The 22,228-nt window shown below is 52.6% G+C and carries 19 protein-coding genes and 17 tRNA genes; 7 read left to right on the top strand and 29 right to left on the bottom strand.

Annotation, left to right across the window (positions count from 1 at the left end; genetic code table 11):
* Positions 1-35 precede the first annotated feature (35 nt).
* Together hrpB and mrcB are read left to right on the top strand one after the other, a co-directional pair.
* The gene (gene hrpB / locus ACXAD4_RS02050) at positions 36-2,516 is read left to right on the top strand and encodes an ATP-dependent helicase HrpB (RefSeq protein ID WP_475238318.1); all 2,481 of its coding nucleotides are present in this window, start codon (positions 36-38) and stop codon (positions 2,514-2,516) included.
* Between the two features lie 15 nt (positions 2,517-2,531).
* Positions 2,532-5,045: a penicillin-binding protein 1B gene (gene mrcB, locus ACXAD4_RS02055; protein ID WP_475238321.1), complete on the top strand. Its 2,514-nt coding sequence runs from the start codon at positions 2,532-2,534 to the stop codon at positions 5,043-5,045.
* Positions 5,046-5,128: 83 nt separating this feature from the next.
* Here the strand turns inward: mrcB and ACXAD4_RS02060 are convergent, their stop codons facing one another.
* The 22 genes from ACXAD4_RS02060 to mutY form a co-directional block, all read right to left on the bottom strand.
* A complete protein-coding gene (locus ACXAD4_RS02060; protein ID WP_475238324.1) occupies positions 5,129-6,385 on the bottom strand; it encodes an HD-GYP domain-containing protein in 1,257 nt (418 codons plus the stop codon).
* Positions 6,386-6,532: 147 nt separating this feature from the next.
* Positions 6,533-6,608: transfer RNA gene (locus ACXAD4_RS02065), tRNA-Thr, on the bottom strand.
* 47 nt (positions 6,609-6,655) lie between these two features.
* Positions 6,656-6,731, bottom strand: a tRNA-Asn gene (locus tag ACXAD4_RS02070).
* Between the two features lie 6 nt (positions 6,732-6,737).
* Positions 6,738-6,813: transfer RNA gene (locus tag ACXAD4_RS02075), tRNA-Phe, on the bottom strand.
* Positions 6,814-6,865: 52 nt separating this feature from the next.
* Positions 6,866-6,941, bottom strand: a tRNA-Thr gene (locus ACXAD4_RS02080).
* Between the two features lie 10 nt (positions 6,942-6,951).
* Positions 6,952-7,027 (bottom strand) — tRNA-Asn (locus ACXAD4_RS02085).
* A 48-nt stretch (positions 7,028-7,075) separates the two neighbouring features.
* Positions 7,076-7,151: transfer RNA gene (locus ACXAD4_RS02090), tRNA-Phe, on the bottom strand.
* Positions 7,152-7,204: 53 nt separating this feature from the next.
* Positions 7,205-7,280, bottom strand: a tRNA-Thr gene (locus ACXAD4_RS02095).
* Between the two features lie 10 nt (positions 7,281-7,290).
* Positions 7,291-7,366: transfer RNA gene (locus ACXAD4_RS02100), tRNA-Asn, on the bottom strand.
* A 45-nt stretch (positions 7,367-7,411) separates the two neighbouring features.
* Positions 7,412-7,487 (bottom strand) — tRNA-Phe (locus ACXAD4_RS02105).
* A gap of 133 nt (positions 7,488-7,620) precedes the next feature.
* Entirely contained in the window at positions 7,621-8,250 is a 630-nt protein-coding gene (locus ACXAD4_RS02110) for a glutathione S-transferase family protein (RefSeq protein WP_475238325.1), read from the bottom strand.
* Positions 8,251-8,737: 487 nt separating this feature from the next.
* Positions 8,738-8,813: transfer RNA gene (locus tag ACXAD4_RS02115), tRNA-Asn, on the bottom strand.
* Positions 8,814-8,819: 6 nt separating this feature from the next.
* Positions 8,820-8,895 (bottom strand) — tRNA-Phe (locus ACXAD4_RS02120).
* A gap of 56 nt (positions 8,896-8,951) precedes the next feature.
* Positions 8,952-9,027 (bottom strand) — tRNA-Thr (locus ACXAD4_RS02125).
* A 9-nt stretch (positions 9,028-9,036) separates the two neighbouring features.
* Positions 9,037-9,112, bottom strand: a tRNA-Asn gene (locus ACXAD4_RS02130).
* A gap of 48 nt (positions 9,113-9,160) precedes the next feature.
* Positions 9,161-9,236: transfer RNA gene (locus ACXAD4_RS02135), tRNA-Phe, on the bottom strand.
* 53 nt (positions 9,237-9,289) lie between these two features.
* Positions 9,290-9,365: transfer RNA gene (locus tag ACXAD4_RS02140), tRNA-Thr, on the bottom strand.
* A 10-nt stretch (positions 9,366-9,375) separates the two neighbouring features.
* A tRNA-Asn gene (locus ACXAD4_RS02145) sits at positions 9,376-9,451 on the bottom strand.
* Positions 9,452-9,496: 45 nt separating this feature from the next.
* Positions 9,497-9,572, bottom strand: a tRNA-Phe gene (locus ACXAD4_RS02150).
* A gap of 121 nt (positions 9,573-9,693) precedes the next feature.
* A complete protein-coding gene (mltC, locus tag ACXAD4_RS02155) occupies positions 9,694-10,839 on the bottom strand; it encodes a membrane-bound lytic murein transglycosylase MltC (RefSeq protein WP_475238327.1) in 1,146 nt (381 codons plus the stop codon).
* Positions 10,840-10,966: 127 nt separating this feature from the next.
* A complete protein-coding gene (locus tag ACXAD4_RS02160; RefSeq protein ID WP_039459659.1) occupies positions 10,967-11,239 on the bottom strand; it encodes an oxidative damage protection protein in 273 nt (90 codons plus the stop codon).
* Positions 11,240-11,375: 136 nt separating this feature from the next.
* On the bottom strand, positions 11,376-12,434 hold the full coding sequence (mutY, locus tag ACXAD4_RS02165; RefSeq protein WP_475238330.1) for an A/G-specific adenine glycosylase: 1,059 nt from the start codon (positions 12,432-12,434) through the stop codon (positions 11,376-11,378).
* A 155-nt stretch (positions 12,435-12,589) separates the two neighbouring features.
* On the opposite strand from mutY, the gene trmB reads away from it, so the two are divergent.
* The 3 genes from trmB (at position 12,590) to ACXAD4_RS02180 (ending at position 14,809) form a co-directional block, all read left to right on the top strand.
* Positions 12,590-13,327, top strand: coding sequence for a tRNA (guanosine(46)-N7)-methyltransferase TrmB (gene trmB / locus ACXAD4_RS02170; protein ID WP_187464167.1), 738 nt, complete (start codon positions 12,590-12,592; stop codon positions 13,325-13,327).
* Between the two features lie 105 nt (positions 13,328-13,432).
* Entirely contained in the window at positions 13,433-14,353 is a 921-nt protein-coding gene (gene glsB / locus ACXAD4_RS02175; protein ID WP_475238334.1) for a glutaminase B, read from the top strand.
* 54 nt (positions 14,354-14,407) lie between these two features.
* Positions 14,408-14,809: a hypothetical protein gene (locus ACXAD4_RS02180; protein WP_475238336.1), complete on the top strand. Its 402-nt coding sequence runs from the start codon at positions 14,408-14,410 to the stop codon at positions 14,807-14,809.
* A 152-nt stretch (positions 14,810-14,961) separates the two neighbouring features.
* Here ACXAD4_RS02180 and hemW read toward each other — a convergent pair whose 3' ends face one another.
* From hemW to ACXAD4_RS02215, 7 genes are all read right to left on the bottom strand, one after another.
* Positions 14,962-16,125: a radical SAM family heme chaperone HemW gene (gene hemW, locus ACXAD4_RS02185; protein ID WP_475238338.1), complete on the bottom strand. Its 1,164-nt coding sequence runs from the start codon at positions 16,123-16,125 to the stop codon at positions 14,962-14,964.
* 3 nt (positions 16,126-16,128) lie between these two features.
* Entirely contained in the window at positions 16,129-16,722 is a 594-nt protein-coding gene (locus tag ACXAD4_RS02190; protein ID WP_317524274.1) for an XTP/dITP diphosphatase, read from the bottom strand.
* A gap of 112 nt (positions 16,723-16,834) precedes the next feature.
* Positions 16,835-17,272 carry a DUF4426 domain-containing protein gene (locus ACXAD4_RS02195; protein WP_475238340.1) on the bottom strand — a complete coding sequence of 146 codons (438 nt, stop codon included), beginning with the start codon at positions 17,270-17,272 and terminating at the stop codon, positions 16,835-16,837.
* Positions 17,273-17,446: 174 nt separating this feature from the next.
* Entirely contained in the window at positions 17,447-17,740 is a 294-nt protein-coding gene (gene yggU / locus ACXAD4_RS02200) for a DUF167 family protein YggU (protein WP_475238342.1), read from the bottom strand.
* Positions 17,737-18,291 carry a YggT family protein gene (locus ACXAD4_RS02205; RefSeq protein ID WP_475238344.1) on the bottom strand — a complete coding sequence of 185 codons (555 nt, stop codon included), beginning with the start codon at positions 18,289-18,291 and terminating at the stop codon, positions 17,737-17,739. The genes yggU and ACXAD4_RS02205 overlap by 4 nt, the downstream gene beginning before the upstream one ends.
* Positions 18,292-18,300: 9 nt before the next feature.
* Positions 18,301-19,119: a pyrroline-5-carboxylate reductase gene (gene proC / locus ACXAD4_RS02210; protein WP_475238347.1), complete on the bottom strand. Its 819-nt coding sequence runs from the start codon at positions 19,117-19,119 to the stop codon at positions 18,301-18,303.
* Between the two features lie 90 nt (positions 19,120-19,209).
* Positions 19,210-19,920, bottom strand: a complete 711-nt coding sequence (locus tag ACXAD4_RS02215) for a YggS family pyridoxal phosphate-dependent enzyme (protein WP_475238349.1) — start codon at positions 19,918-19,920, stop codon at positions 19,210-19,212.
* A 23-nt stretch (positions 19,921-19,943) separates the two neighbouring features.
* Between ACXAD4_RS02215 and ACXAD4_RS02220 the strand changes: the two genes are divergently transcribed.
* A complete protein-coding gene (locus ACXAD4_RS02220; protein ID WP_475238351.1) occupies positions 19,944-20,981 on the top strand; it encodes a type IV pilus twitching motility protein PilT in 1,038 nt (345 codons plus the stop codon).
* Positions 20,982-20,997: 16 nt separating this feature from the next.
* Entirely contained in the window at positions 20,998-22,104 is a 1,107-nt protein-coding gene (locus ACXAD4_RS02225) for a PilT/PilU family type 4a pilus ATPase (RefSeq protein ID WP_475238353.1), read from the top strand.
* Positions 22,105-22,228 lie beyond the last annotated feature (124 nt).

A 22,228-nucleotide genomic window follows, 5' to 3' on the forward strand; every position in this document is an offset into this window, starting at 1 on the left:
CAAGCCTAAATTGAATATGACACAAGGTGTTCCCATTGTCACAGCTGCCTATTGATGATGTGCTTCCAGCACTGCTGACCCAACTTGATGCCCGCGCACAACTGATCCTCAAAGCTCCTCCCGGAGCCGGTAAATCAACCCGTTTGCCTTTGGTGCTGCTTCAGCAGGGGGCAGTAGCCGGCAAGATAGTGATGCTGGAGCCCCGCCGTCTGGCGGCAAGGAATATTGCCCGCTACCTGGCATCTCAGCTCGGTGAGCAAGTGGGGGATACCGTGGGCCTTCGGGTGAGAGGGGAGACTCGTGTTAGCAGCAAGACCAAGCTGGAAATTGTCACCGAGGGCGTGATGACCCGGATGCTGCAGCAAGATCCGGAGTTGACCGGTATTGATCTGCTAATTTTCGATGAATTCCATGAGCGCAGTATTCATGCCGATACCTCGCTGGCTCTGGCACTGGAGGTGCAAGAAGCGCTGCGTGACGATCTCAAGCTGCTGGTGATGTCGGCGACACTGGATGAAGATGCCCTGACGGGGCTATTGCCAGAGGCTGGCTATATCGAGTCGGAAGGCCGTAGCTTCCCGGTTGAGTTACGCTACAAAAAGCTAGCTGAAAATACCCACCTTATTGACGCGACAGCAAGGGAGATTTCAACCCTGCTGTCTTCGGAGTCTGGCTCGATGCTGGTCTTTTTGCCGGGAGCCGGTGAGATCCGTCGTCTGGCAGAGCAGCTTGAAGGCCATCTCGGTGATGATGTGCTGGTGTGCCCGCTCTATGGCCAGCTTACCGGCAGCCAGCAACAGCAAGCCATTACGCCGGCGCCCAAAGGCAAGCGCAAGGTAGTGTTGGCCACCAACATTGCCGAAACGAGTTTGACCATCGAGGGGATCCGGATGGTGGTGGACTGTGGTTTGGAGCGCATCGCCCAGTGGGATCCGAAAACAGGGATCAGCCGGCTTGAGTCGGTGCGTATTGCCCGCGCATCTGCCGAACAGCGGGCAGGTCGTGCCGGCCGCTTGGAGCCGGGGATCTGCCTGCGATTGTACAGCGAAGAGATGTTGGCGCGTCAGCCTGCCACGCCTCAGCCAGAGATTCTGCGGGCCGATCTGACCTCGCTGGCGGTGGAACTGGCCCAATGGGGCTGCCAGTCTGCCGCTGAGCTGCATTGGCTGGATCTGCCTCCAGCCCCAGCCTTGAAACAAGCTCATGCGCTATTGGTCGCTCTGGGAGCAATGGATGAGGGCGGCAGGATGACCGAAATGGGCAGCAAAATACAAAAACTCGGTGTCGAGCCCCGTCATGCCGCAATGTTATTGTTGGCCAAACAGCACGGTGAGAAGGCGATGAGCACCGCTGCACTGTTGGTTGCCTTGCTTGAAGAGCCGCCTCGAGGCAATAACAACCCTGATTTGCAGTTCCAGCTCAACTTGGTTGAAAGTGGCAAGCAGTCACGGAGCAGGGCTTACCTGCAGCGGGCGTCGCAGCATTTGGCTAAATTGGGCAATAACAAGCCTGTTACAAACAAGGCCGCTATCAAAGTGGCGGGTGAGTGGGTCGCCCCTTTGCTGGCGGCAGGTTTCCCGGACCGTATCGCCTTGTCTCGCGGTAAAGATAGCCGCTATCAGCTCGCGAATGGTCAGGGGGCAATGATGATGCCTGATGAGCCGCTGGCAGATGAAGAGTTACTGGTGGTGGCCGATATCGTCAAGACCCGCCAGGGGGATAGCCGGATCTTCTCTGCGGTGCCAGCCCAACTCGCGGAACTGCAAGACAAACTGCCGCATCTTTTCGTCTGGCGTGAATGGCTCGATTGGGATGACAAGAAAGGTCGCCTGACCGCAGAGAAGCATTTGTGCTGTGGTAAATTGATCATCGAGCGTCAGTTGATGGGCGAGCCGGATCCGGCCAAGGCCAGCGAAGCCCTGCTCAATGCCGTCCAGCGCAAGGGGCTGGGTGTTTTGCCATGGAGCAAGGCCGCAGAGGGGCTGCTCAATCGTGCCCGCTGTGCTGCCGAATGGCTACCTGAGCTGGATTTGCCAGCGATGGATGATGAGGCCTTGCTGGCTGCTGCGGATGAATGGCTGTTGCCTTACATGAACGGGATGAAAACCCTTAAGGCTCTTGAACGTATTGATCTGGTGGCAGCACTGGAAACTCGCTTGGGCTGGGATAAAAAACAGCAGATCGATCAGGCGCTGCCAACCCATTACAGTGTACCGACAGGCTCGCGCTATGCCATTCGCTACCAGCCCGGGCAGTACCCTGTGCTGGCGGTGAAATTACAGGAAATGTTTGGTGAGAAAGCCTCGCCGATGATTGCCAATGGCAAGGTGGCGGTGGTGCTGGAGTTGTTGTCGCCGGCTCAGAGACCATTGCAGATCACTCGCGACTTGGCGGCTTTTTGGCAGGGATCTTACCGCGAGGTGCAAAAAGAGATGAAAGGGCGTTACCCTAAACACCCGTGGCCGGATGATCCAGCGAACCATGAGCCGACCAAAAAAACTAAAAAATACATGTAGAAATAGAAGATCATGATGACAGAGCAAGTAAGGCGCTCGGTGGTGCAGGCAGCTCAAAAACAGGCCGCTAATAATCAGCCATCTAAACAGCAGGCTCCGAAAAAGCCGGCACCCAAAAAGCCCGCTGCGGACAAGGACGGTACCAAGAAACCGGTACGCAAGCGCAAACCAGCGGCAGCCAGTAAGGCCAAGGCACCAGCCAAGAAGCGCACGGCCAAATCGACCCGAGGGCGCAAGAAGAGTCCGAAAGGGAAACGCCAGGGACTGCCGGGCTGGTTCAAGTGGCTGCTTGGCTTTGGCCTGAAGTTATCAGTTGCCGTACTTGCGGTCCTGCTGGTAGTCGGCATATACCTCGATAATATTGTTCGTGACCGTTTTGACGGCCAGCTATGGAATTTGCCTGCGGTTGTTTATGGCCGGGTACTAGATTTGCAACCGGGACAGGCGATCACCCTGGAGGAAGTTCGCCGTGAGCTGGATATCTTGCAGTACCACAAAGTACGAACTCCGCAGCGTAACGGTGAGTATTCTTCGTCATCGACCCGTATCGAGCTGATCCGCCGTCCGTTTGATTTTGTCGATGGCTTCGAGGGCGCCCGGCATATCATGCTGACTTTTGACGGCAGCGAGCTGAAAAGTATTCAGGAAGCTGAGTCCAAGCGCCAGCTAGGCTATTTGCGAATTGAGCCGAAGATGTTGGGTATGCTGGAAACCGGAGAGAGCGAGCAGCGTTTGTTCCTACCGCGAGAGCAATTCCCTGAAGTGCTGGTTGATGCCTTGCTGGTTACCGAAGACCGGGATTTCTATCATCATGATGGCGTCTCGCCTCTGGCGATAGCCCGCGCTATGGTGGTGAACCTCAAGGCAGGCAGGACTGTGCAGGGGGGAAGTACCCTGACCCAACAGCTTGCCAAGAATATGTTCCTCTCCCGTGAGCGTTCGCTGTGGCGAAAGATCAGGGAGGCTTACATTGCCATTATTCTTGACTACCGTTACAGCAAAGATCAGATCCTCGAAGCCTATCTCAATGAGATTTATCTGGGGCAAAACGGCGGCAAGGAAGTTCATGGTTTTGGCCTGGGTGCCAGGTTGTATTTCGGCCGTCCGCTGCAGGAGCTTAGAATCGATCAACAGGCCTTGCTGGTGGCAATGGCCAAAGGTCCATCCTACTACAATCCATGGCGTAACCCTGAGCGTGCCAAGCAGCGCCGCGACTTAGTACTGAGACTGATGATGGATAGCGGGATCCTATCTGGAGCGGATTACGAGCTGGCCGCCTCGAGGCCGTTGGACATCCAGTCCCGGCCAATGATTGCGCGCCGCCAGCCAGCCTATTTCCAACAGTTGCGTCGTGAATTACAGCAACGGGTAGGCAATAACTATACTCCAGGGGTTGGTTTGAGGGTTTTCAGTACCTTAGATCCTCTGTCGCAAAAAGAGGCCGAAGAAGCGGTTGTCAGCATGGTGCCCAAGCTCAAGCAAAAAGCTGGTGTAGGGCTTGAAACTGCTTTGGTGGCTGCCGATCGCAGAACGGGTGAGATCCGGGCGATGATTGGTGGCAGCAATCCGGGCTATGCCGGTTTCAACCGGGCACTGGATGCCAGCCGACAGATCGGCTCGTTGGTCAAACCGGCGGTGTATCTGGCAGCATTGCGCCACCCAGAGACCTTTTCTCTGGCCACTACGGTTGAAGATAAGCCAATCATGCTCAGTGGCAGCAAAGGGAAAAACTGGCAGCCACGTAACTACGATCGCAAGTTCCGGGGGGAAGTGCCACTCTATTACGCGCTGGCCAAGTCGCTCAACGTCCCAACGGTTAACTTGGGTATGCAGGTAGGGCTTAACGAGGTGATTGATACCATGGTCGATCTAGGGGGGGATCGTGGCGAAGTACCTAAACTGCCTTCTATCCTGTTGGGCGCTTTCACCCTGACACCATTTGAAGTGACCCAGATGTACCAGTCGGTTGCCAGCGGTGGGCTCAAGGCCGATCTGACGGCTTTAAGTGCTGTTGTCGACCAACAGGGCAACCAGCTTTACCGATGGATGCCAAGGGCCAGCCAGGCGGTGCCGGAGCAGGCTGCATGGCTAACCACATACGGTATGAAGAATGTCGTCTCGCAGGGTACAGCACGTTTTCTTCAGCCGCAGTTTGGCTGGGCGGCCTTGGCCGGTAAAACAGGTACTACAGATAAAAACCGCGATAGTTGGTATGTCGGTGCTGATGGCCGTGAAGTCGTGACCGTCTGGGTTGGCCGGGATGACAATAAACCGGTTAACCTGACGGGCTCTGCCGGCGCGCTGCGTTTGTATGGTGATTACCTCAAACGTCGTCAGCCCGAGCGATTGGCGCTGCCATGGCCGCAGAAGCTTACGACGGCCAAGTTCAGCCAGATGCCCAATGGTACCCTGGTGAGGGACTGTGCGGGCCAGCACTCGTTACCAATGTGGGATCAGGACGGTTCGGTCAAAGGCTACTGCGACGGCAGCAAACCAGCAGGCTGGATCAAAGAGATGTTCAGCTGGTAAGCCTAACGGCAGATATTGTTAAACCCAAACGCCCCTGTTACGGATTTCCGTGACAGGGGCGTTTTGTATTTTCGCAAGAAAAACTAGTCATCAGGATCGAAGTAGAAAGAGATCCGGCTGCGGGGATTGAGGTAAGCATGGACTTTGTCCGGCAGCTTGCTTGGATGGATAACCTGCTCGATGCGCAGGTGGCTCTCTTCCAAGTCAATGATAGGTGCTTCGTTTGAAGGTACGGTTGGATCGTAGAGCAAGATATTGGGTGTCAGCAGGCTCTCCGAATTGACCGATATCACCAGCCCCAGCTGTTGGTTTGAAAGTTGGACCACGCTGCCCGGAGGGTAGACACCAAGTAGACGGATGAGTAGCGCCAGATAATCATTGTTGTATTGCTCTTTCTTGTGCTTGAACAAGTAGGAGAGGGCGCTGTAGGGGATCCGCGCTTTGGCCGGATCTTGGGGGTGGCAGAGATTATCGTAGGCATTGACTACAGCTACCAGCTGAGCCTTGGGATCGATTTGCTCTGCTGTGAGTTGTTTGGGGTAGCCGCTACCGTCAAGCAGCTCATGGTGCTGGCTAAGGATAGGTTTAGCTTGCTTGGGAAAGCTGTCTGATAAGTCTGCCAAATCGACACTGTATTTTGGGTGGAGTTTTAAATAGTTCTCTTCTGGTTCGGTGAGCGGCGTGGTCTTGCGAATAATGGCTGTCGGTACCTTGAGTTTGCCCATGTCATGGAACAGGGCGCCGATAGCAATAGTCTTGATGTCCTGCCCATCCATACCATTGGAGCGGGCCAGCATCATCGACATGATAGCGACATTGAGCGAATGGCTGTAGATATCTTCATTGTCGCTGCCCTCATTCATCAGGTGAAGGGCGACATTGTCCGTTTCTAACAGGGCGTCGACCATCTCCTCGACCAGCAGTTCAGCCTCTTTTACGGCGGTTACCGGGCGGCTCTTTATTTTTCCAACAATCGAGCGCAGCTGTGCCATTGAGCGAGAGAAGTTCTTTTCACAACGTTGCAGTTTGCGTTTGTAGTTCTTCAGCTTCTCTATACGGCCTTGTTTTTCTTGCCATAGCTTTTCCGCTTGCTGGTCGAGAAAACGGCTCTCATGCTCGCTGATGGCCTCTAAGGCATTGTCAGGCTCAAGGGGCTGGGTATCACTCTTTTCCGGGATCAGAAAAACGTGCTTTATCCCTAGGTTTTTTATCAGCCTGATTTGTTGGCTATCTTTGATTTTGAAATGGTTCAGCAGAAAAGGGTGATCAGTCCATTGCACTGGCAGCTTGATATACAGGCCTTCGGTTAAGCGCTCTACTGAAAGTTTGATACTGGCCATGACGTCCGTGCAACGTGTTGATAATGGAGTGCAATTCTACCTAACCGAGAATATTTCCCCAATATGACCAAGGTTGCTTATTGTGCTTGAGGCTAGAGCTAAACGACAGGCGAAAAAAAACCTCATCAAAGATGAGGTTTCAAAGGATGGTGCCGACTACCGGAATCGAACTGGTGACCTACTGATTACAAGTCAGTTGCTCTACCTACTGAGCTAAGTCGGCAATTTATTCTTATTATTCAAGCTTATTGCAAAGCTTAAATTTAAAAGTGGCTCCCCCTGCGGGACTCGAACCTGCGACATACGGATTAACAGTCCGCCGTTCTACCAACTGAACTAAGGGGGAAAAATATGGTGCCTCGAGGCGGAATCGAACCACCGACACGAGGATTTTCAATCCTCTGCTCTACCGACTGAGCTATCGAGGCAAAGCAAGAGCGGTTAAGACTCTGCTTGCACTTACCGAGGTAAGTTAATAAATGGTGCCGACTACCGGAATCGAACTGGTGACCTACTGATTACAAGTCAGTTGCTCTACCTACTGAGCTAAGTCGGCACACTAAAAGTGGCTCCCCCTGCGGGACTCGAACCTGCGACATACGGATTAACAGTCCGCCGTTCTACCAACTGAACTAAGGGGGAATTATCTTTTTACGCTATGTTGCTAATTTCAAGCACCATAACTGAATATGGTGCCTCGAGGCGGAATCGAACCACCGACACGAGGATTTTCAATCCTCTGCTCTACCGACTGAGCTATCGAGGCACAAGCCAGAGCAGTTAAGCTCAATGCTTCTTCTTACCGAAGTAAGGAATAAATGGTGCCGACTACCGGAATCGAACTGGTGACCTACTGATTACAAGTCAGTTGCTCTACCTACTGAGCTAAGTCGGCACACTAAAAGTGGCTCCCCCTGCGGGACTCGAACCTGCGACATACGGATTAACAGTCCGCCGTTCTACCAACTGAACTAAGGGGGAATTATCTTTTAAATCATGTTGCTATCAAGCACCACAATATGAATATGGTGCCTCGAGGCGGAATCGAACCACCGACACGAGGATTTTCAATCCTCTGCTCTACCGACTGAGCTATCGAGGCAACGGGGCGCATTAAAAAGGTTTTCGGCCTTTGCGTCAACGGTTTTTTTAGAAAAATACGCTGACTTTGCCTTTTTTGCTCTGATCGCTCGGTTTTTGAACTTATTGCCAACGCTAAACGGCTTTTAGCCAAGTTAATCGCCATCTAAAAGGGTACGATTTTCCCGGTCTAGTGCACGTGACAGCGCCGGCCGACGGCTGACAAATTGGCGGTATTTCTCTAGTTTTAGCGGTAACTTCTGATCAAACTTCACCGCCCAGTTCAGGGTGTGGGCAAGCAAGATATCGGCAACGGTAGGGAAATGGCCGAGCAAATACTCATCACCTTTGAGGCGGCTCTCTGCCACTTTTAGTGCTTTTTTGAATTCCCAGGCTGCAACGGCAAGCATTTCAGGTAAGCGGATTGATTCGGGAAGAGCGAAACGGTGCTTGCCCATACTCCATAAAGGTTGCTCCAGCTCGGTAATGATATAGCTGATCCATTCATGGTGAGTGGCGGATTCAGCTGTTCCCGGGGCAGGCAGCCAATGGTGACCATATTTTTCGGCAAGATATAGACAAATCGCCGAGGACTCACAGATGGTGATGTCATCATCAATCAGGCAGGGCACTTTGCCCTGCGGGTTGAGGGCGAGAAATTGGGGGGAGCGATGATCATTCTTGGCAAAATTCACCAAGCGGTACTGCCAATCGAGGCTAAGTTCTTCAAGCAGCCAGGAGACTCGGAGGGAGCGGGTGCGCGGGTAGCCGTAAAGGGTGATCATCTTATCTTCCTTGGTTTTTTTATTTTGTTGTAATTAAAGTTAGCAAAAAACAGACGGCCTGCATGTCACAGGCCGTGGAAGTATGGGTTAGATGGCTATTTACGGGCCATAGCCGTTGCTAGGACCGTAGCTGGCTCCTCCTACACTCATGGCAATGGTTTGCCCAGGTAAGCGATAGCGACAAATCTGAAATGTCAGTGTTGGGGAGCGTTTAAGCTTGGTGGGAGGAAAGTTGCATCGGGTGCAGCAATGTTGGGTGGGGAGCCCAAAAAAGGATTTGGGATTGGGGCGAAGGAGAGCAGGGTAGATACGAAAAGCTGTGTGAAATGACGGGAACGCCTAGTTTTGGCTTCTTAATGTGGCTCCCCTGTTGGGACACAACGGGGGCGCCCAGCTGTGGCCGACTAGGTCTGAGACAATTACTCGGCACGAGTAAGTCGCAGTTACATAAGAAAAAAGCCAAGTCTTTCGACTTGGCTTCTTAATGTGGCTCCCCCTGCGGGACTCGAACCTGCGACATACGGATTAACAGTCCGCCGTTCTACCAACTGAACTAAGGGGGAAAAATATGGTGCCTCGAGGCGGAATCGAACCACCGACACGAGGATTTTCAATCCTCTGCTCTACCGACTGAGCTATCGAGGCAAAAGCAAGAGCGGTTAAGACTCTGCTTTGCATTCTTGCTAATGCAAGAAAATAAATGGTGCCGACTACCGGAGTCGAACTGGTGACCTACTGATTACAAGTCAGTTGCTCTACCTACTGAGCTAAGTCGGCACACTAAATTGGCTCCCCCTGCGGGACTCGAACCTGCGACATACGGATTAACAGTCCGCCGTTCTACCAACTGAACTAAGGGGGAATTATCTTTTTACATCATGTTGCTTATCTAAAGCACCACAATTGAATATGGTGCCTCGAGGCGGAATCGAACCACCGACACGAGGATTTTCAATCCTCTGCTCTACCGACTGAGCTATCGAGGCAAAAGTAGCGATGGTAAGTCTCTACTTTCTCTTACCGAAGTAAGAATAATAAATGGTGCCGACTACCGGAATCGAACTGGTGACCTACTGATTACAAGTCAGTTGCTCTACCTACTGAGCTAAGTCGGCACACTAAAAGTGGCTCCCCCTGCGGGACTCGAACCTGCGACATACGGATTAACAGTCCGCCGTTCTACCAACTGAACTAAGGGGGAATTATCTTTTAAATCATGTTGCTATCAAGCACCACAATATGAATATGGTGCCTCGAGGCGGAATCGAACCACCGACACGAGGATTTTCAATCCTCTGCTCTACCGACTGAGCTATCGAGGCAACGGAGCGCTATTAAACGGTTTTTCGTTCTTTTCGTCAACCATTTTTTTGAGAAAAATTTCAATGTCGCACTCGGTTGCCTGCTTTTTGCCCAGAAATGCCAGTTGTGACTATTTCCTTGTCACTGCGTGAGATTTTTTCCTTGGTTAAACTCTTTCTGGAACGCGGTCACCTTCTCTAGATAACGTCGTGCCTCGGCATTACGGTGCTTGTTGGTTAGCGCCCAGTAGACCTGATTTGGCTGTAAACTGTTCAGATCGTTCATTGCCCGTTTGCGGTCGGTTCTGTGGAAGGTATTGAGCACTCCTCCTGTTCCGCCGTTGTATGCAGAGATCATACTGTAGTGCAGTGACAATGGATCACGGACATCCTTCAGGTAGCGGGTGCGCAAGATGTAGAAGTAAGCTGTACCGGTATCAATATTCCTAGCTGGATCAAATAGATACTCAGGAGTCGGAATGCCGGGTTTGTTTTTCACTAACTTGAACACATCTGCCCCGGCGGTCTTTGGCACCACCTGCATCAGACCATAGGCATTGGCATGGCTGACGGCATAAGGATTGAAGCTGCTCTCGGTTTTGATAATGGCATAGATCAGATCCTCGGCAATCCCGTAGCGGCGTGAGGCGTCGCGGACAATACTGGCGTACTTGTAACTACGTTTGTTGGCGTGGTCGGCCACCATAGGGATTTCAACATAGTAAACCTGGTGGAAACGCTCGGAGCGCTTCTTCAACTTGCCGTCGATCAGGTAGTCGGCGAAGCGGTTGGCACGCCACGACCATTCGATAGGCTTGCCCTCGTTATCGAGAACCTGGCCATACAGGAACGGTTTGCCGCTCAGCTCAATAGCGGAGTCTGAATAGAGGTCAACGCCACCTGGATTATCCGGCGTCAGCAGGGTAGTGGTGATCGCTTCTTTGAGGTGCTTGGTCGGCTCGGTTTTGGCCACGGTTTCGACAATGACGACACCACGTTCGAAATCAACATGGGCGCGGCTCTGGTAGCCATCGGTGTATTTTACATACTGGCGTTTGCTGGCGACCAGCGAGTCGTTATCGCCCCAATAGCGTTTTACCTGGCCGTTAAAAGAATTCATCAACCTGTCGAGCGCAGCAGTATCCTGGGTGAACTGGCCGGGCAGCGGGGCGAGGTTGTTGGCAAAACGGTTAGTGGTGGTGTAGTCGACATCGTAGAGTTGTTCGATAAACTCCCGGCTACAGCCGCTCAACAGGAGCAGGGACAAAAACAGCGCGTGTAATTTCATAGTTCCCAAAATATGAAAAAGGCACCGTTTGCCTAGTTTTCTAACCAGTTACAAAAGATGCCTGAATGAATGACTAAGGTGCTTCCCTTGAAATAAACGACCAAGCAAAGGGGAAGCATTAGCGGAATTATTCGCTCGGCGGCGTGTAACCGTCGATGATTACGTCCTGGCCTTCGAACAAGAATTTCACCATCTCAGTCTCCAGTAGCTTGCGGTGCTCCGGATCCATCATGTTCAGTTTTTTCTCGTTGATCAGCATAGTCTGCTTGCCTTGCCACTCTGCCCACGCTTCTTTCGAGATGTTGTCGAAAATACGCTTGCCCAGTTCACCCGGGTATAGTTGGAAATCAAGACCTTCAGCGTCTTTCTTAAGACGGGCACAAAATACTGTACGGCTCATCGGGGAGCTCCTTCGTTATAACGTTGATTCGGTAGCTTGGGTATAGTTATACCATGCTTAAAAACCCAAGTAACTTCCAGTTACGGTTAACTTGAAGTCACAGGGGGATACACCCAGTTTACCTAGGGGAATGTTGCTATTTGTTCAGCTCGTAGCGCAGGCTCTCGAGGATCTGCTGTACAGGCGCAGCCAGACCGATCTCTGCAGGCTGGTTGAGATTGTACCATTGGCCGTTGCCAGCTTCGCTGATGCAATCTGGTTGCTGCGACAGGCTCAGCTTTACCGGGACAATATCCAGATGGTAGTGGCTGAATGTATGACGGAAGCCGATCAGTTGCTCCTGCTCGCGGATAATTTCCTGCTGGCCCAGCCGCTGTTCAATCACTGGAGTAAGATCAGCCTGATCCTGCTGCGGGAAGCACCACAAGCCGCCCCAGATCCCAGCTGGCGGACGCTTTTCCAGCCAGACATATTCACCGTACTGGAAGATCGCAAACCAAGCCTGTTTCTCTGGCAGGGTTTTCTTGGGCTTCTTACCTGGGAAGTCGCTTTGGCGACCCTGGGCTTTGGCTTCGCACTGCTCGGCGATCGGACAAAGCTCGCACTTGGGTTTGCTGCGGGTGCAGATCATCGCTCCCATATCCATCATCGCTTGATTGTAGCGCTCTACTCCCTGTGCAGGGGTATTGGCTTCGGCAATGTCCCAGAGTTGGTTTTCTACTGGCTTTTTCCCCGGCCAGCCTTCGACCGCATAACAGCGGGCCAAGGTCCGCTTTACGTTGCCATCAAGAATTGGGTGGTGCTGCTTGAGCGACAGTGACAGGACGGCACCAGCAGTCGAGCGGCCGATACCCGGTAGGGCAATCACCTGTTCGATATCTGTCGGGAATTCGCCGCCATGATGGTCGACAATAAACTTGGCGGCCTTGTGCAGGTTACGGGCACGAGCGTAGTAGCCAAGGCCTGTCCAGAGATGAAGCACCTCGTCCTGGTCGGCAGCAGCAAGATCGGCAACGGTTGGGAAGCGCTCGATAAAGCGCTCGAAGTAAGGGATCACCGTGGCGACTTGGGTTTGCTGCAGCATGATTTCTGACAGCCAAACCTTGTAGGGGGTCTTTTGTTGCTGCCATGGCAGGGTTTTCCGGCCAAATTTGTCATACCACGCTAAAATGGCATCAGAGAAGGTATTGGTCACAGTTTCAAGCTCACTTTACTGACAGCCGTCTTCGCCTGTCTTATTTTTGGCCTTGATTGCACCACAAAGTTAGGGACGTCGCAATCGATAGACTTGCACTTGCGCTGTAACTTTGGATAATGCCGTTCCGTTTCTTTTTTGTTTGGATAGTAAGCATGAGCGAAGTTTCAAAGAAGTCAGGTGAGGTTACCCTGAACGAATTTACCGAAGACGGCAAACTGGTACGTAAGGTACGTAGCTTTGTTCGTCGTGAAGGTCGTTTGACCAAGGGCCAAGAAGCGGCCATGGAAAATAACTGGCCGGCAATGGGTATCGACTTCGCTCAGCAGATGCTGGACTGGAAAGAAGTGTTCAACAACGAAGGCCCTGTAACGCTGGAAATCGGCTTTGGTATGGGTGCCTCTCTGGTTGAGATGGCAAAGAACGCACCAGAGAAGAACTTCATCGGTATTGAAGTGCACAGCCCGGGTGTGGGTGCTTGTTTGATGGGTGCAGAAGAAGCGGGTCTGACTAACCTACGCGTTATGTGCCATGACGGTGTGGAAGTGTTCGAGCACATGATCCCGGACGGCAGCCTTGACTGTGTGCAGCTGTTCTTCCCAGACCCATGGCACAAAGCACGCCACCACAAACGTCGTATCGTTCAGCCAGCATTTGCAGAGATGCTACGCAAGAAGCTGAAAATCGGTGGTATCTTCCACATGGCGACAGACTGGGAAAATTATGCAGAGCATATGGTTGAAGTAATGGACGCAGCACCGGGTTACCGCAACACGGCGACTGAAGGTCCTTACATCCCTCGTCCAGAAGATCGTCCATTGACTAAATTCGAAGCTCGCGGCCACCGTTTGGGCCACGGCGTATGGGACATGAAATACGAGCGCACTGAGTAAGTTTTCAGGCGTATTGAGGCAAGGTATTGCCAAGCACCAATGGGTGCACCAGATGTTCGAAAAAAGCCAACCTCGTGTTGGCTTTTTTATCCTTGGAGATAAGTAATGAAACCAACAGAGCAATTGCTAAACGATATTTTAGATGAAGTCAGACCGCTAATCGGCAAAGGAAAGGTGGCTGATTATATCCCGGCATTGGCGGAGGTTCCGTCGAACAAGTTGGGGATTGCTGTGTGTTACAACGATGGTGAAATTATCCAGGCTGGCGATAGCGAGGAAGGTTTCTCGATCCAGTCGATCTCCAAGGCGCTGAGTTTGACGTTGGCAATGACCCTGTACCAGCCGGAGGAGATCTGGCAGCGGGTTGGGAAGGAGCCGTCTGGCCATGCGTTTAACTCGATGATCCAGCTCGAGCTGGAAAACGGTATTCCGCGTAACCCGTTTATCAATGCCGGAGCTCTGGTAGTGTCGGATCTGCTGCACAGCCGTCTGTCGGCTCCGCAATACCGGATGCTGGAGCTGGTGCGCAAGCTCGCCCAGAACTCACATATCTGCTATGACAAGGTTGTTGCCTCTTCTGAGATGCAGCACAGCGACCGCAATGCCTCGATTGCGTACCTGATGCGCTCATTCGGTAACTTCGACAACGAAGTAATGCCGGTCTTGACCAACTACTTCAGCTATTGCGCGCTGAAAATGAGTTGTGTTGATTTGGCCAAGACTTTCAGCTACTTGGCAAATAAAGGGCTTCCTTTGGGCGCAAAAAAAACAATTATCACCCAAACTCAGTGTAAGCAAATGAATGCACTGCTGGCGACCTGCGGGTTGTATGACGGTGCTGGAGAATTTGCATATCGGGTTGGTATGCCGGGCAAATCCGGGGTCGGTGGCGGGATCATCGCTATCGTACCGGGTGAGATGACCATCGCCGTATGGTCACCAGAGCTGGATCCTTCGGGTAACTCTCTGGCTGGCACGGCCGCCCTTGAATTGCTGGCCGAGCGGATCGGCCGTTCAATCTTTTAACGGGGTAACTAAGGCGCTTTAACCTTGGCCTACCCCGATTATGGGGAGAGGCTTATGCTGTTGCGAGTTTGTGGGTTCAAGTTAGCTGCTGTTGGGTTTGCCTTGTCACTGGGCGTGCAGGCCAATGAAGCGCCAGTGTGCCAGATGGAGTGGCACAATAGCCTGAGTATGCAGGACGGGTCGCTGAACTTGGAATTTGAAGGTGAGAGCTTCAAGATTAAGCCTAGTGGCCAGCTCTATTTCGGTGTCCACAAAGTGAAACTCAGTGATGATCAATCAGCATTGCTGGCTGACTACCACCGCCTTATGCTCGATGACTTACCTTACACCTTATCCCATTCACAGCTAATCGATCAGGAGCTGTGTGATCGGGTGGCGATGCGCCAGGCTAAAGAAAGCGAAATCCAATCACAAATCCCCGCCCTCAAGCGTTGGCAGAGCGTGACGCTCGATTGAGTTGCGCTGTATACAATTCAACAGGACAAGATTTCAAAGACGCAGTGAAGACATCCTTGTCGCTCTAACCCGCCATCCATGGCGGGTAAGCTTTGAAATCTTATCCTATTAAATTGCCAAAGCTTTATTGGCAAAAGTAATTCGAGGTAGCCCTATTCATCCTCTTCGTCGACAAAGGCCGCTAGCAGGTCGTTGAGGAATAGTTTGCCGTGCTCGGTGATTTGCCACTCATCACCTCTGTCTTCGAGGTAGTTCTGCTCAAGCGCCCAATTGATCGGCCCTTCAATGCTTGTTAGTGGCAAGCCGGTACGTTCGACATAATCTTGTTTCGGGCAAGCCTCAAGTAGGCGGAAGCGGTTCATGAAGAACTCAAACGGGCGCTCGCTGGCATCAACTTGGATTTCCTGATCCAGATATGGCTTGCTCGGATTGAGGTAGCCTCGAGGGTGCTTGACCTTGACGGTACGGGTGATAGTTCCGTCGGCAAAGCTAAGCTTGCCGTGGGCACCGCAACCGATGCCGAGGTAATCCCCGAAACGCCAGTAATTCAGGTTATGGCGGCACTGGCGGCCCGGTTTGCTGTAGCCGGAGATCTCGTATTGGACGTAGCCCGCTTCGGCCAGTATTTTATGGCCTTGTTCGAAGATCTCCCACAGATCGTCGTCATCAGGCAGCACTGGCGGTTTGGAGTAAAATAGGGTGTTTGGCTCGATAGTGAGCTGGTACCAAGACAGGTGCGGCGGATCTAGGGCGATTGCCTGTTTGAGATCCGACAGGGCATCGTCGATGCTCTGGTCCGGCAGGCCGTGCATCAGGTCGATGTTGAAGCTATCAAGCCCTGCTTCTTTGGCCAGTCCGGCAGCGGTGATAGCTTCGCGGCTACCGTGGATGCGGCCAAGGCGCTTGAGTTTTTCGTCCTGGAAGCTCTGGATGCCGATTGATATACGGTTGACGCCAACTTCGCGGTAGGCGTTGAAACGGCCGGCCTCGACAGTCCCCGGGTTGGCTTCCATGGTGATTTCGATATCGTCGCTGAACGGGATCCGCTGTTTGACGGCGTCGAGCAAGCGGCCGATCTCCGGTGCGGAGATCAGGCTTGGGGTACCACCACCGATGAAGATGGAATGCAGCTCCCGGCTCTGGCTTGCCAAGTCGTATTTTGCCAAGTCAGTATCGAGATCTTCGATAAGCGCATCTATGTAGTCGAGCTCGGGAATATCCGCTTTCAGTGCATGGGAGTTGAAGTCGCAGTATGGGCACTTCTGGACACACCATGGGATATGGATATACAGGCTCAGTGGCGGTGGTACTAGCATGGTTTATGCTTCCTTCAGGGCAGCAAACAGCTTGGCAAGGGCCTTGCCGCGGTGTGACAGTTGTTTCTTGCGTGCAGGCTCTAGCTCGGCAGAAGAGCACTGATCTTCCGGTACCCAGAAAACCGGGTCGTAACCAAAGCCATTTTCACCGTGGGCTTCAGTTAGGATCTTGCCTTCCCAACTGCCGTGGCAGACAAGCGGGGTTGGATCGTTCTCGTGGCGCATCATGACCAGTACGCAGTGGAAGCGGGCAGTACGCTGCTCATCCGCAACGCCTTCCATTTCTTTGAGTAGCTTCTGCAGGTTTTCTTCATCAGAGGCATCAATGCCTGCAAAACGGGCAGAGTAGATCCCCGGTGCACCCTTGAGGTAATCCACTTCAAGGCCAGAGTCATCAGCAATCGCTGGTAGGCCGGTTTCCTTGGCGGCGTGACGGGCTTTGATAATGGCATTTTCGATAAAGGTGGTACCGGTCTCGGCTACCGAAGAGACGTTGTAATCGCTCTGGGCGACAACATCGAAACCAAAATCGGCCAGAAGGCTAGCCATTTCTTTTACTTTGCCCTGGTTACCAGTGGCCAGTACTAATTTGCTCATCACAGTTCCTCGCAATAAAGAGGGCGCTATCTTATCTCACTGCCGGGAAAATAAAAGGGGAGCGCGAGGCTCCCCTGTCATTGCTGTCGCTGGATGCGGTGAAATGTTTTGATCAGTCGACATAAAAAGTCTGGTTAAACTCGATATTTCCACGGGTGCCGTTGTGGGAGACATCAATGGAAAAGCTGAAGCGCTCTTCGTTGGCGTGTTTGATTTCAGCAATGTAATAGATGGCATTACCTTCCCTGACTTCACGGAAAGAGAGGTTTTTCACCGTGCCGAGTAGGTTCTTGGCCTGACCGTTGAGTACCGCGGTTACTGCAGGTTTACCCTGTTGGTCTTTATTCAGCACTGTGACATTGATAACCGCAGAATAGCGGCTGCGCTGAATTTTGTAGGTACTGGCCACTTCCGGGGTCAGGAAGGTCGATGGAAAGCTGGAGTAGTGAACTTCGAGATTTCCTATATCTTTGAATTGTCCGGCATTGGCAGAAAGGCTGATGCCGAGGCAGGAAATGAGTAAGGCAAATAGGCTGAACAGACGAGTCATTTTATTATCCTTCTATACGCACCTGGCAGAGTATTACCCTGCACTGTAAGTGGGTATTGCTTAGTTCCATTATAGTTGTGGCCAAAATAGTTGTGACCAATGAGTCATGATGAAAGGCTCTGATGAAAAACAGCCCGGCGTCTAGAAGGACGCCGGGCTGGAAGTTGCTTTCGCTTACAGCAGAGCCTGAATGGGCTCGGGTATTGCTTTCGGAGCGGTGATACGCACTTGTTTATGGCGTCCCAGCTCCCCTTTTTCGATATCGATTTGCCCCTTGGCGACCTTGAACTGTTTGGACAGGTACTTCGCCAAATGGGCATTGGCCTTGCCATCTACCGGTGGTGCGGTGATCGCGACTTTAACCTCATCACCATGCAGGCCAACCACTTGGTCGCGGCTGGCTTTCGGCTGGATATAAAGCCGCAGGATCAGATCGTCACCATCAAGGTAGGCGGCCTGTTGGCTCATAGTTGGAACCAGATAGGGCCGACAAAGTCACCGATCAGGAAGTTGGCAAACTGTAGGCCAATGAACAGTACCAGTACGCTTAGATCCAAGCCGCCCATTGCCGGAATAATGCGGCGGATCGGAGCTGTCATTGGCTCAGTTAGCTGATGCATGACGTATTCAACCGGGCTGCGGCCTTGGCTGACCCAGCTTAGGATTGCGCGAAGCAGCAATACCCAGAACAGCAGGCCACCGGCAGCTTTAAGCAGCGATAGGGCACCAATCCAGAAATATTCTGGGGTGAACATGAAGCCACCACCCAATACCGTCTGCAGGAGGACGAATTTACCCATGCTCAGGACATAAGCAAACAGAAGCGTTGCGACATCCAGGGAACCAATAGATGGGATCAAGCGGCGCAGCGGACCAACCACCGGCTGGGTAGCCTTGACGATAAACTGGGAAAACGGATTGTAGAAATCGGCACGCGCCCACTGAAGCCAGATGCGCAGCAGCACGACCATAATGTAGAGATCAAATAGGGTACTGACTAGAAAACCAATTGAGTTCATATACTAACCTTAAAATAATTTTTCCATTTCTTCAGCGCGGGAAACGGCAGCACGCATTGCTTTTGCTACGGTATCACTAAGTTGGCATTCGTTGAAAGTACGGATTGCCTCGGCGGTTGTGCCGCCCTTTGATGTGACCTGTTCACGGAGTGTTGCCAAGTCGGTTTCCGGGTTGGCGACCACCATTTCTGCGGCACCTAGTGCAGATTGCTGTACCAGCGTACGGGCTTGTTCGGCACTGAAGCCTTGCTTGATAGCTTCTTCCTGCATCGCTTCCATAAACAGGAAGAAATAGGCCGGGGCACTACCTGCAGCGGCAATAATACTGTTAATGCCAGACTCTTGCTCAACCCAACACACTTCACCGACAGCCTGCATTAAGTTTTCGGCAAATTGGCGGTCGTTAGGATTAAGGGTGCTAGACGCATACAGGCCACTCATGCCCTTGCCGATCAGCGACGGGGTATTTGGCATTACGCGGACCAGGTTCAAGTTGGTGGCCAGCATCTCATTGAGGCGCTCGGCACCGATGCCCGCGGCAATGGAGATCACCAGTTTGCCGGAAAAGTCGAGGATCTGTAGTGGGCGGCAGACTTCTTCCATTAGCTGGGGCTTCACCGCCAGGACAATAACATCAGCGTCTGATGCCGCGCTCAGGTTGTTGTCTGTGGTGTGGATTCCGTAATCACGGGCCAGCGGTTCACGACGGGCTGAGCTTGGTGCTGTGGCGGTGATTTTGTCTGGCGCATAGCCGCTGGCAACGAGGCCGGCGATGATAGAGCGGGCCATGTTACCGGCACCAATGAAGGCAATCGAGCGTTGTTCCATGTTACATCCTCTGTGTATTCAAGGCCGGGAGGGACGCTGACGTCCTTCCTAGACGTTATAATTGTGTGGCTATTATAGCCAGCGCTTAGCTTACTGTTTAGCTGAATAATCGCGGGCACCAAAAATTGCGGTACCGATCCTGACTATTGTGCTGCCAGCAGCAACAGCGGCATCGAGATCACCACTCATTCCCATTGATAGGGTATCAAGCTGAGGGTGCTTGGCCTTAAGCTTTTCCATCGCCTCGGCAAGGCTGGAGAAAGCCGCGAGCTGACTGGTGTAATCATCGGCTTTCTGCGGGATAGACATCAGGCCACGCAGTACCAAGTTCGGCATTGCTGCGACTTCGTCCGCCAGTGCTGCGACTTCATCGAACGCCAGTCCCGACTTGGAGTCTTCGCCGCTGGTGTTGATCTGGAGCAGGACATTGAGCGGTGCCATCTCTGTTGGTCGCTGTTCGCTCAGTCGACGGGCAATTTTGGCGCGGTCCACCGAGTGAACCCAGTCGAAATGCTCGGCAATCGGGCGGGTCTTGTTGGACTGAATCGGGCCGATAAAGTGCCAGCTCAGCGGGGATGGTGTGTCCTGAGTGGCAAAGTACTGGATCTTCTCGACGCCTTCCTGGACATAGTTTTCACCGAAAGCCGTGTGGCCAGCGGCAATCGCTTCCTCGATGGCGGCGATAGGCTTGGTCTTGCTTACCGCAAGTAGTTGCACTGTTTCGGCATCTCTACCGCATTTTTCTGCTGCCAGGCCAATCTGGGTGATGACCTGTTCAATATTTTGCTTGATACTATTCATAATTGATTCTGTGGGGAAAATTTATGGATATCACCGAACTACTGGACTTTAGTGTAAAGCATAACGCCTCTGATCTGCACCTTTCAGCGGGTGTTCCACCAATGATCCGTGTTGATGGTGATGTGCGCAAGCTGAGCTTGCCGGCTCTCGAGCATGGTGAAGTACACCGTTTGGTCTTCGATATAATGAATGACGCCCAGCGACGGGAGTTCGAAGAGAGGTTGGAGGTCGACTTCTCGTTCGAGTTGCCCGATGTCGGTCGCTTTCGTGTCAACGCTTTCAAGCAGGCCCGTGGTAGTGCAGCAGTGTTTAGGACTATTCCGGTGAATATCCCGACGCTAGAGTCGTTGGGTGTGCCCGATGTGTTCTATCAGATTGCACAATGCCAGCGAGGCTTGGTACTGGTCACCGGGGCAACCGGTTCAGGTAAGTCCACCACCATTGCTGCGCTGGTGGATTACATTAACGAGAACTTCAACCGCCATATCCTCACCATCGAGGATCCGGTGGAATTTGTCCATACCGGCAAACGCTGTCTGATCAACCAGCGTGAAGTACACCGCGATACCCATAGTTTCCATAATGCCCTGCGCTCTTCGCTGCGTGAAGACCCGGATGTCATTGTGGTGGGTGAGTTGCGTGACCGCGAAACGATCAGCTTGGCCTTGACCGCAGCCGAAACTGGTCATTTGGTGTTGGGCACGCTGCATACCAGCTCGGCGGCCAAGACAGTCGATAGGATCATCGATGTGTTCCCGGGTAACGACAAGGCGATGGTACGCTCGATGCTATCCGAGTCGCTGCGCGCCGTGGTCTCGCAGAACCTGCTCAAATGTACCAGTGGTGGCCGTATTGCCGCCCATGAGGTGATGATGGCAACGCCTGCGATCCGCAACCTGATCCGCGAAGACAAAGTGGCCCAGATGTTCTCGATGATCCAAACCGGTTCGGCGATGGGGATGCAGACGATGGATCAGAGCGTCAAGATGCTGGTGGCCCAAGGCTTGGTCGATGCCGAGGAAGGCCGTCGCGTGGTCGACTCTGGCTTTTCGCAGTTTTAACGGGGAATAGATAGCAATGACTTTGCAACATGCACTCAACGAGATGGTCAGCCGCAAGGCGTCGGATCTCTATATCACGGTAGATTCACCTTGCTTGCTGCGTATTGATGGCAATCTTCACCCGCTTGGCGAAACGCTTGATCTTAAAGCCGTCGAGCAAATGTTTACCGAGGCAATGGATAGCGAACAGGAAGCGGAGTACCGTGCCTCCAAGGAAGCCAACTTTGCCTTGGTAAGAGGGGAGTTTCGTTTCCGGGTCAGTGCTTTTTGGCAGCGCGAACTGCCAGGAATGGTGATCCGCCGTATCGAAACCGAAATCCCTGACTTTTTCTCGCTCAATCTGCCAATGGATATGCAGAAGATGGCGCTGGCCAAGCGCGGTTTGGTGTTGGTCGTTGGCGCGACCGGATCCGGTAAATCGACGTCGATGGCAGCAATGACCGGCTACCGCAACGCCAACCGTAGCGGGCATATCCTGACGGTGGAAGATCCGATTGAGTTTGTCCATAAGCACAACAAATGTATCGTCACCCAGCGTGAGGTTGGGTTGGATACCGAAAGCTATGAAGTCGCGCTGAAAAACTCCCTGCGCCAGGCACCGGATATGATCCTTATCGGTGAGATCCGAACGCCCGAGACCATGGAGTATGCGATGAACTTTGCCGAAACTGGCCACCTGTGCATGGCTACCCTGCACGCCAACAATGCCAACCAGGCCCTCGAGCGGATCCTGCACTTGGTACCCAAGGAGCGGCGCGAGCAGTTCTTGTTTGATCTGTCGCTGAACCTCAAGTGTATCTTGGCCCAGCAGTTGATCCCCGATGCCCATGGTGTTGGTCGTCACGGTGCCTTTGAGCTTTTGATCAACACGCCTCGGGTGGCCGATTTGATCCGCCGGGGCGAACTGCATGAGATCAAAGAGACCATGGCCAAGTCGAACGAGTCCGGCATGATGACTTTCGATCAGTCGCTCTATGAGCTTTACAGTACGGGTAAGATCACCGAGCAGGATGCTTTGCACCATGCCGATTCCGCTAATGATCTGCGCCTGATGATCAAAGTTGGTAGTAAAAGCCAATTGAGCAACAACTCGCTGTCCGGAGTGACTGTCGATATGGGCTAAATCAACTAATTAGCCAGCGATAAACCAAAAGCATTGGGGTTACTATGATCCTAATGCTTTTTTTGTTGATCACTTTTAATAAGGCGTTGAAATTAAAGGCTATTAAAATGGCTTTGATCTTGTT

The organism is Photobacterium sp. AWH4_225, from assembly GCF_056158405.1.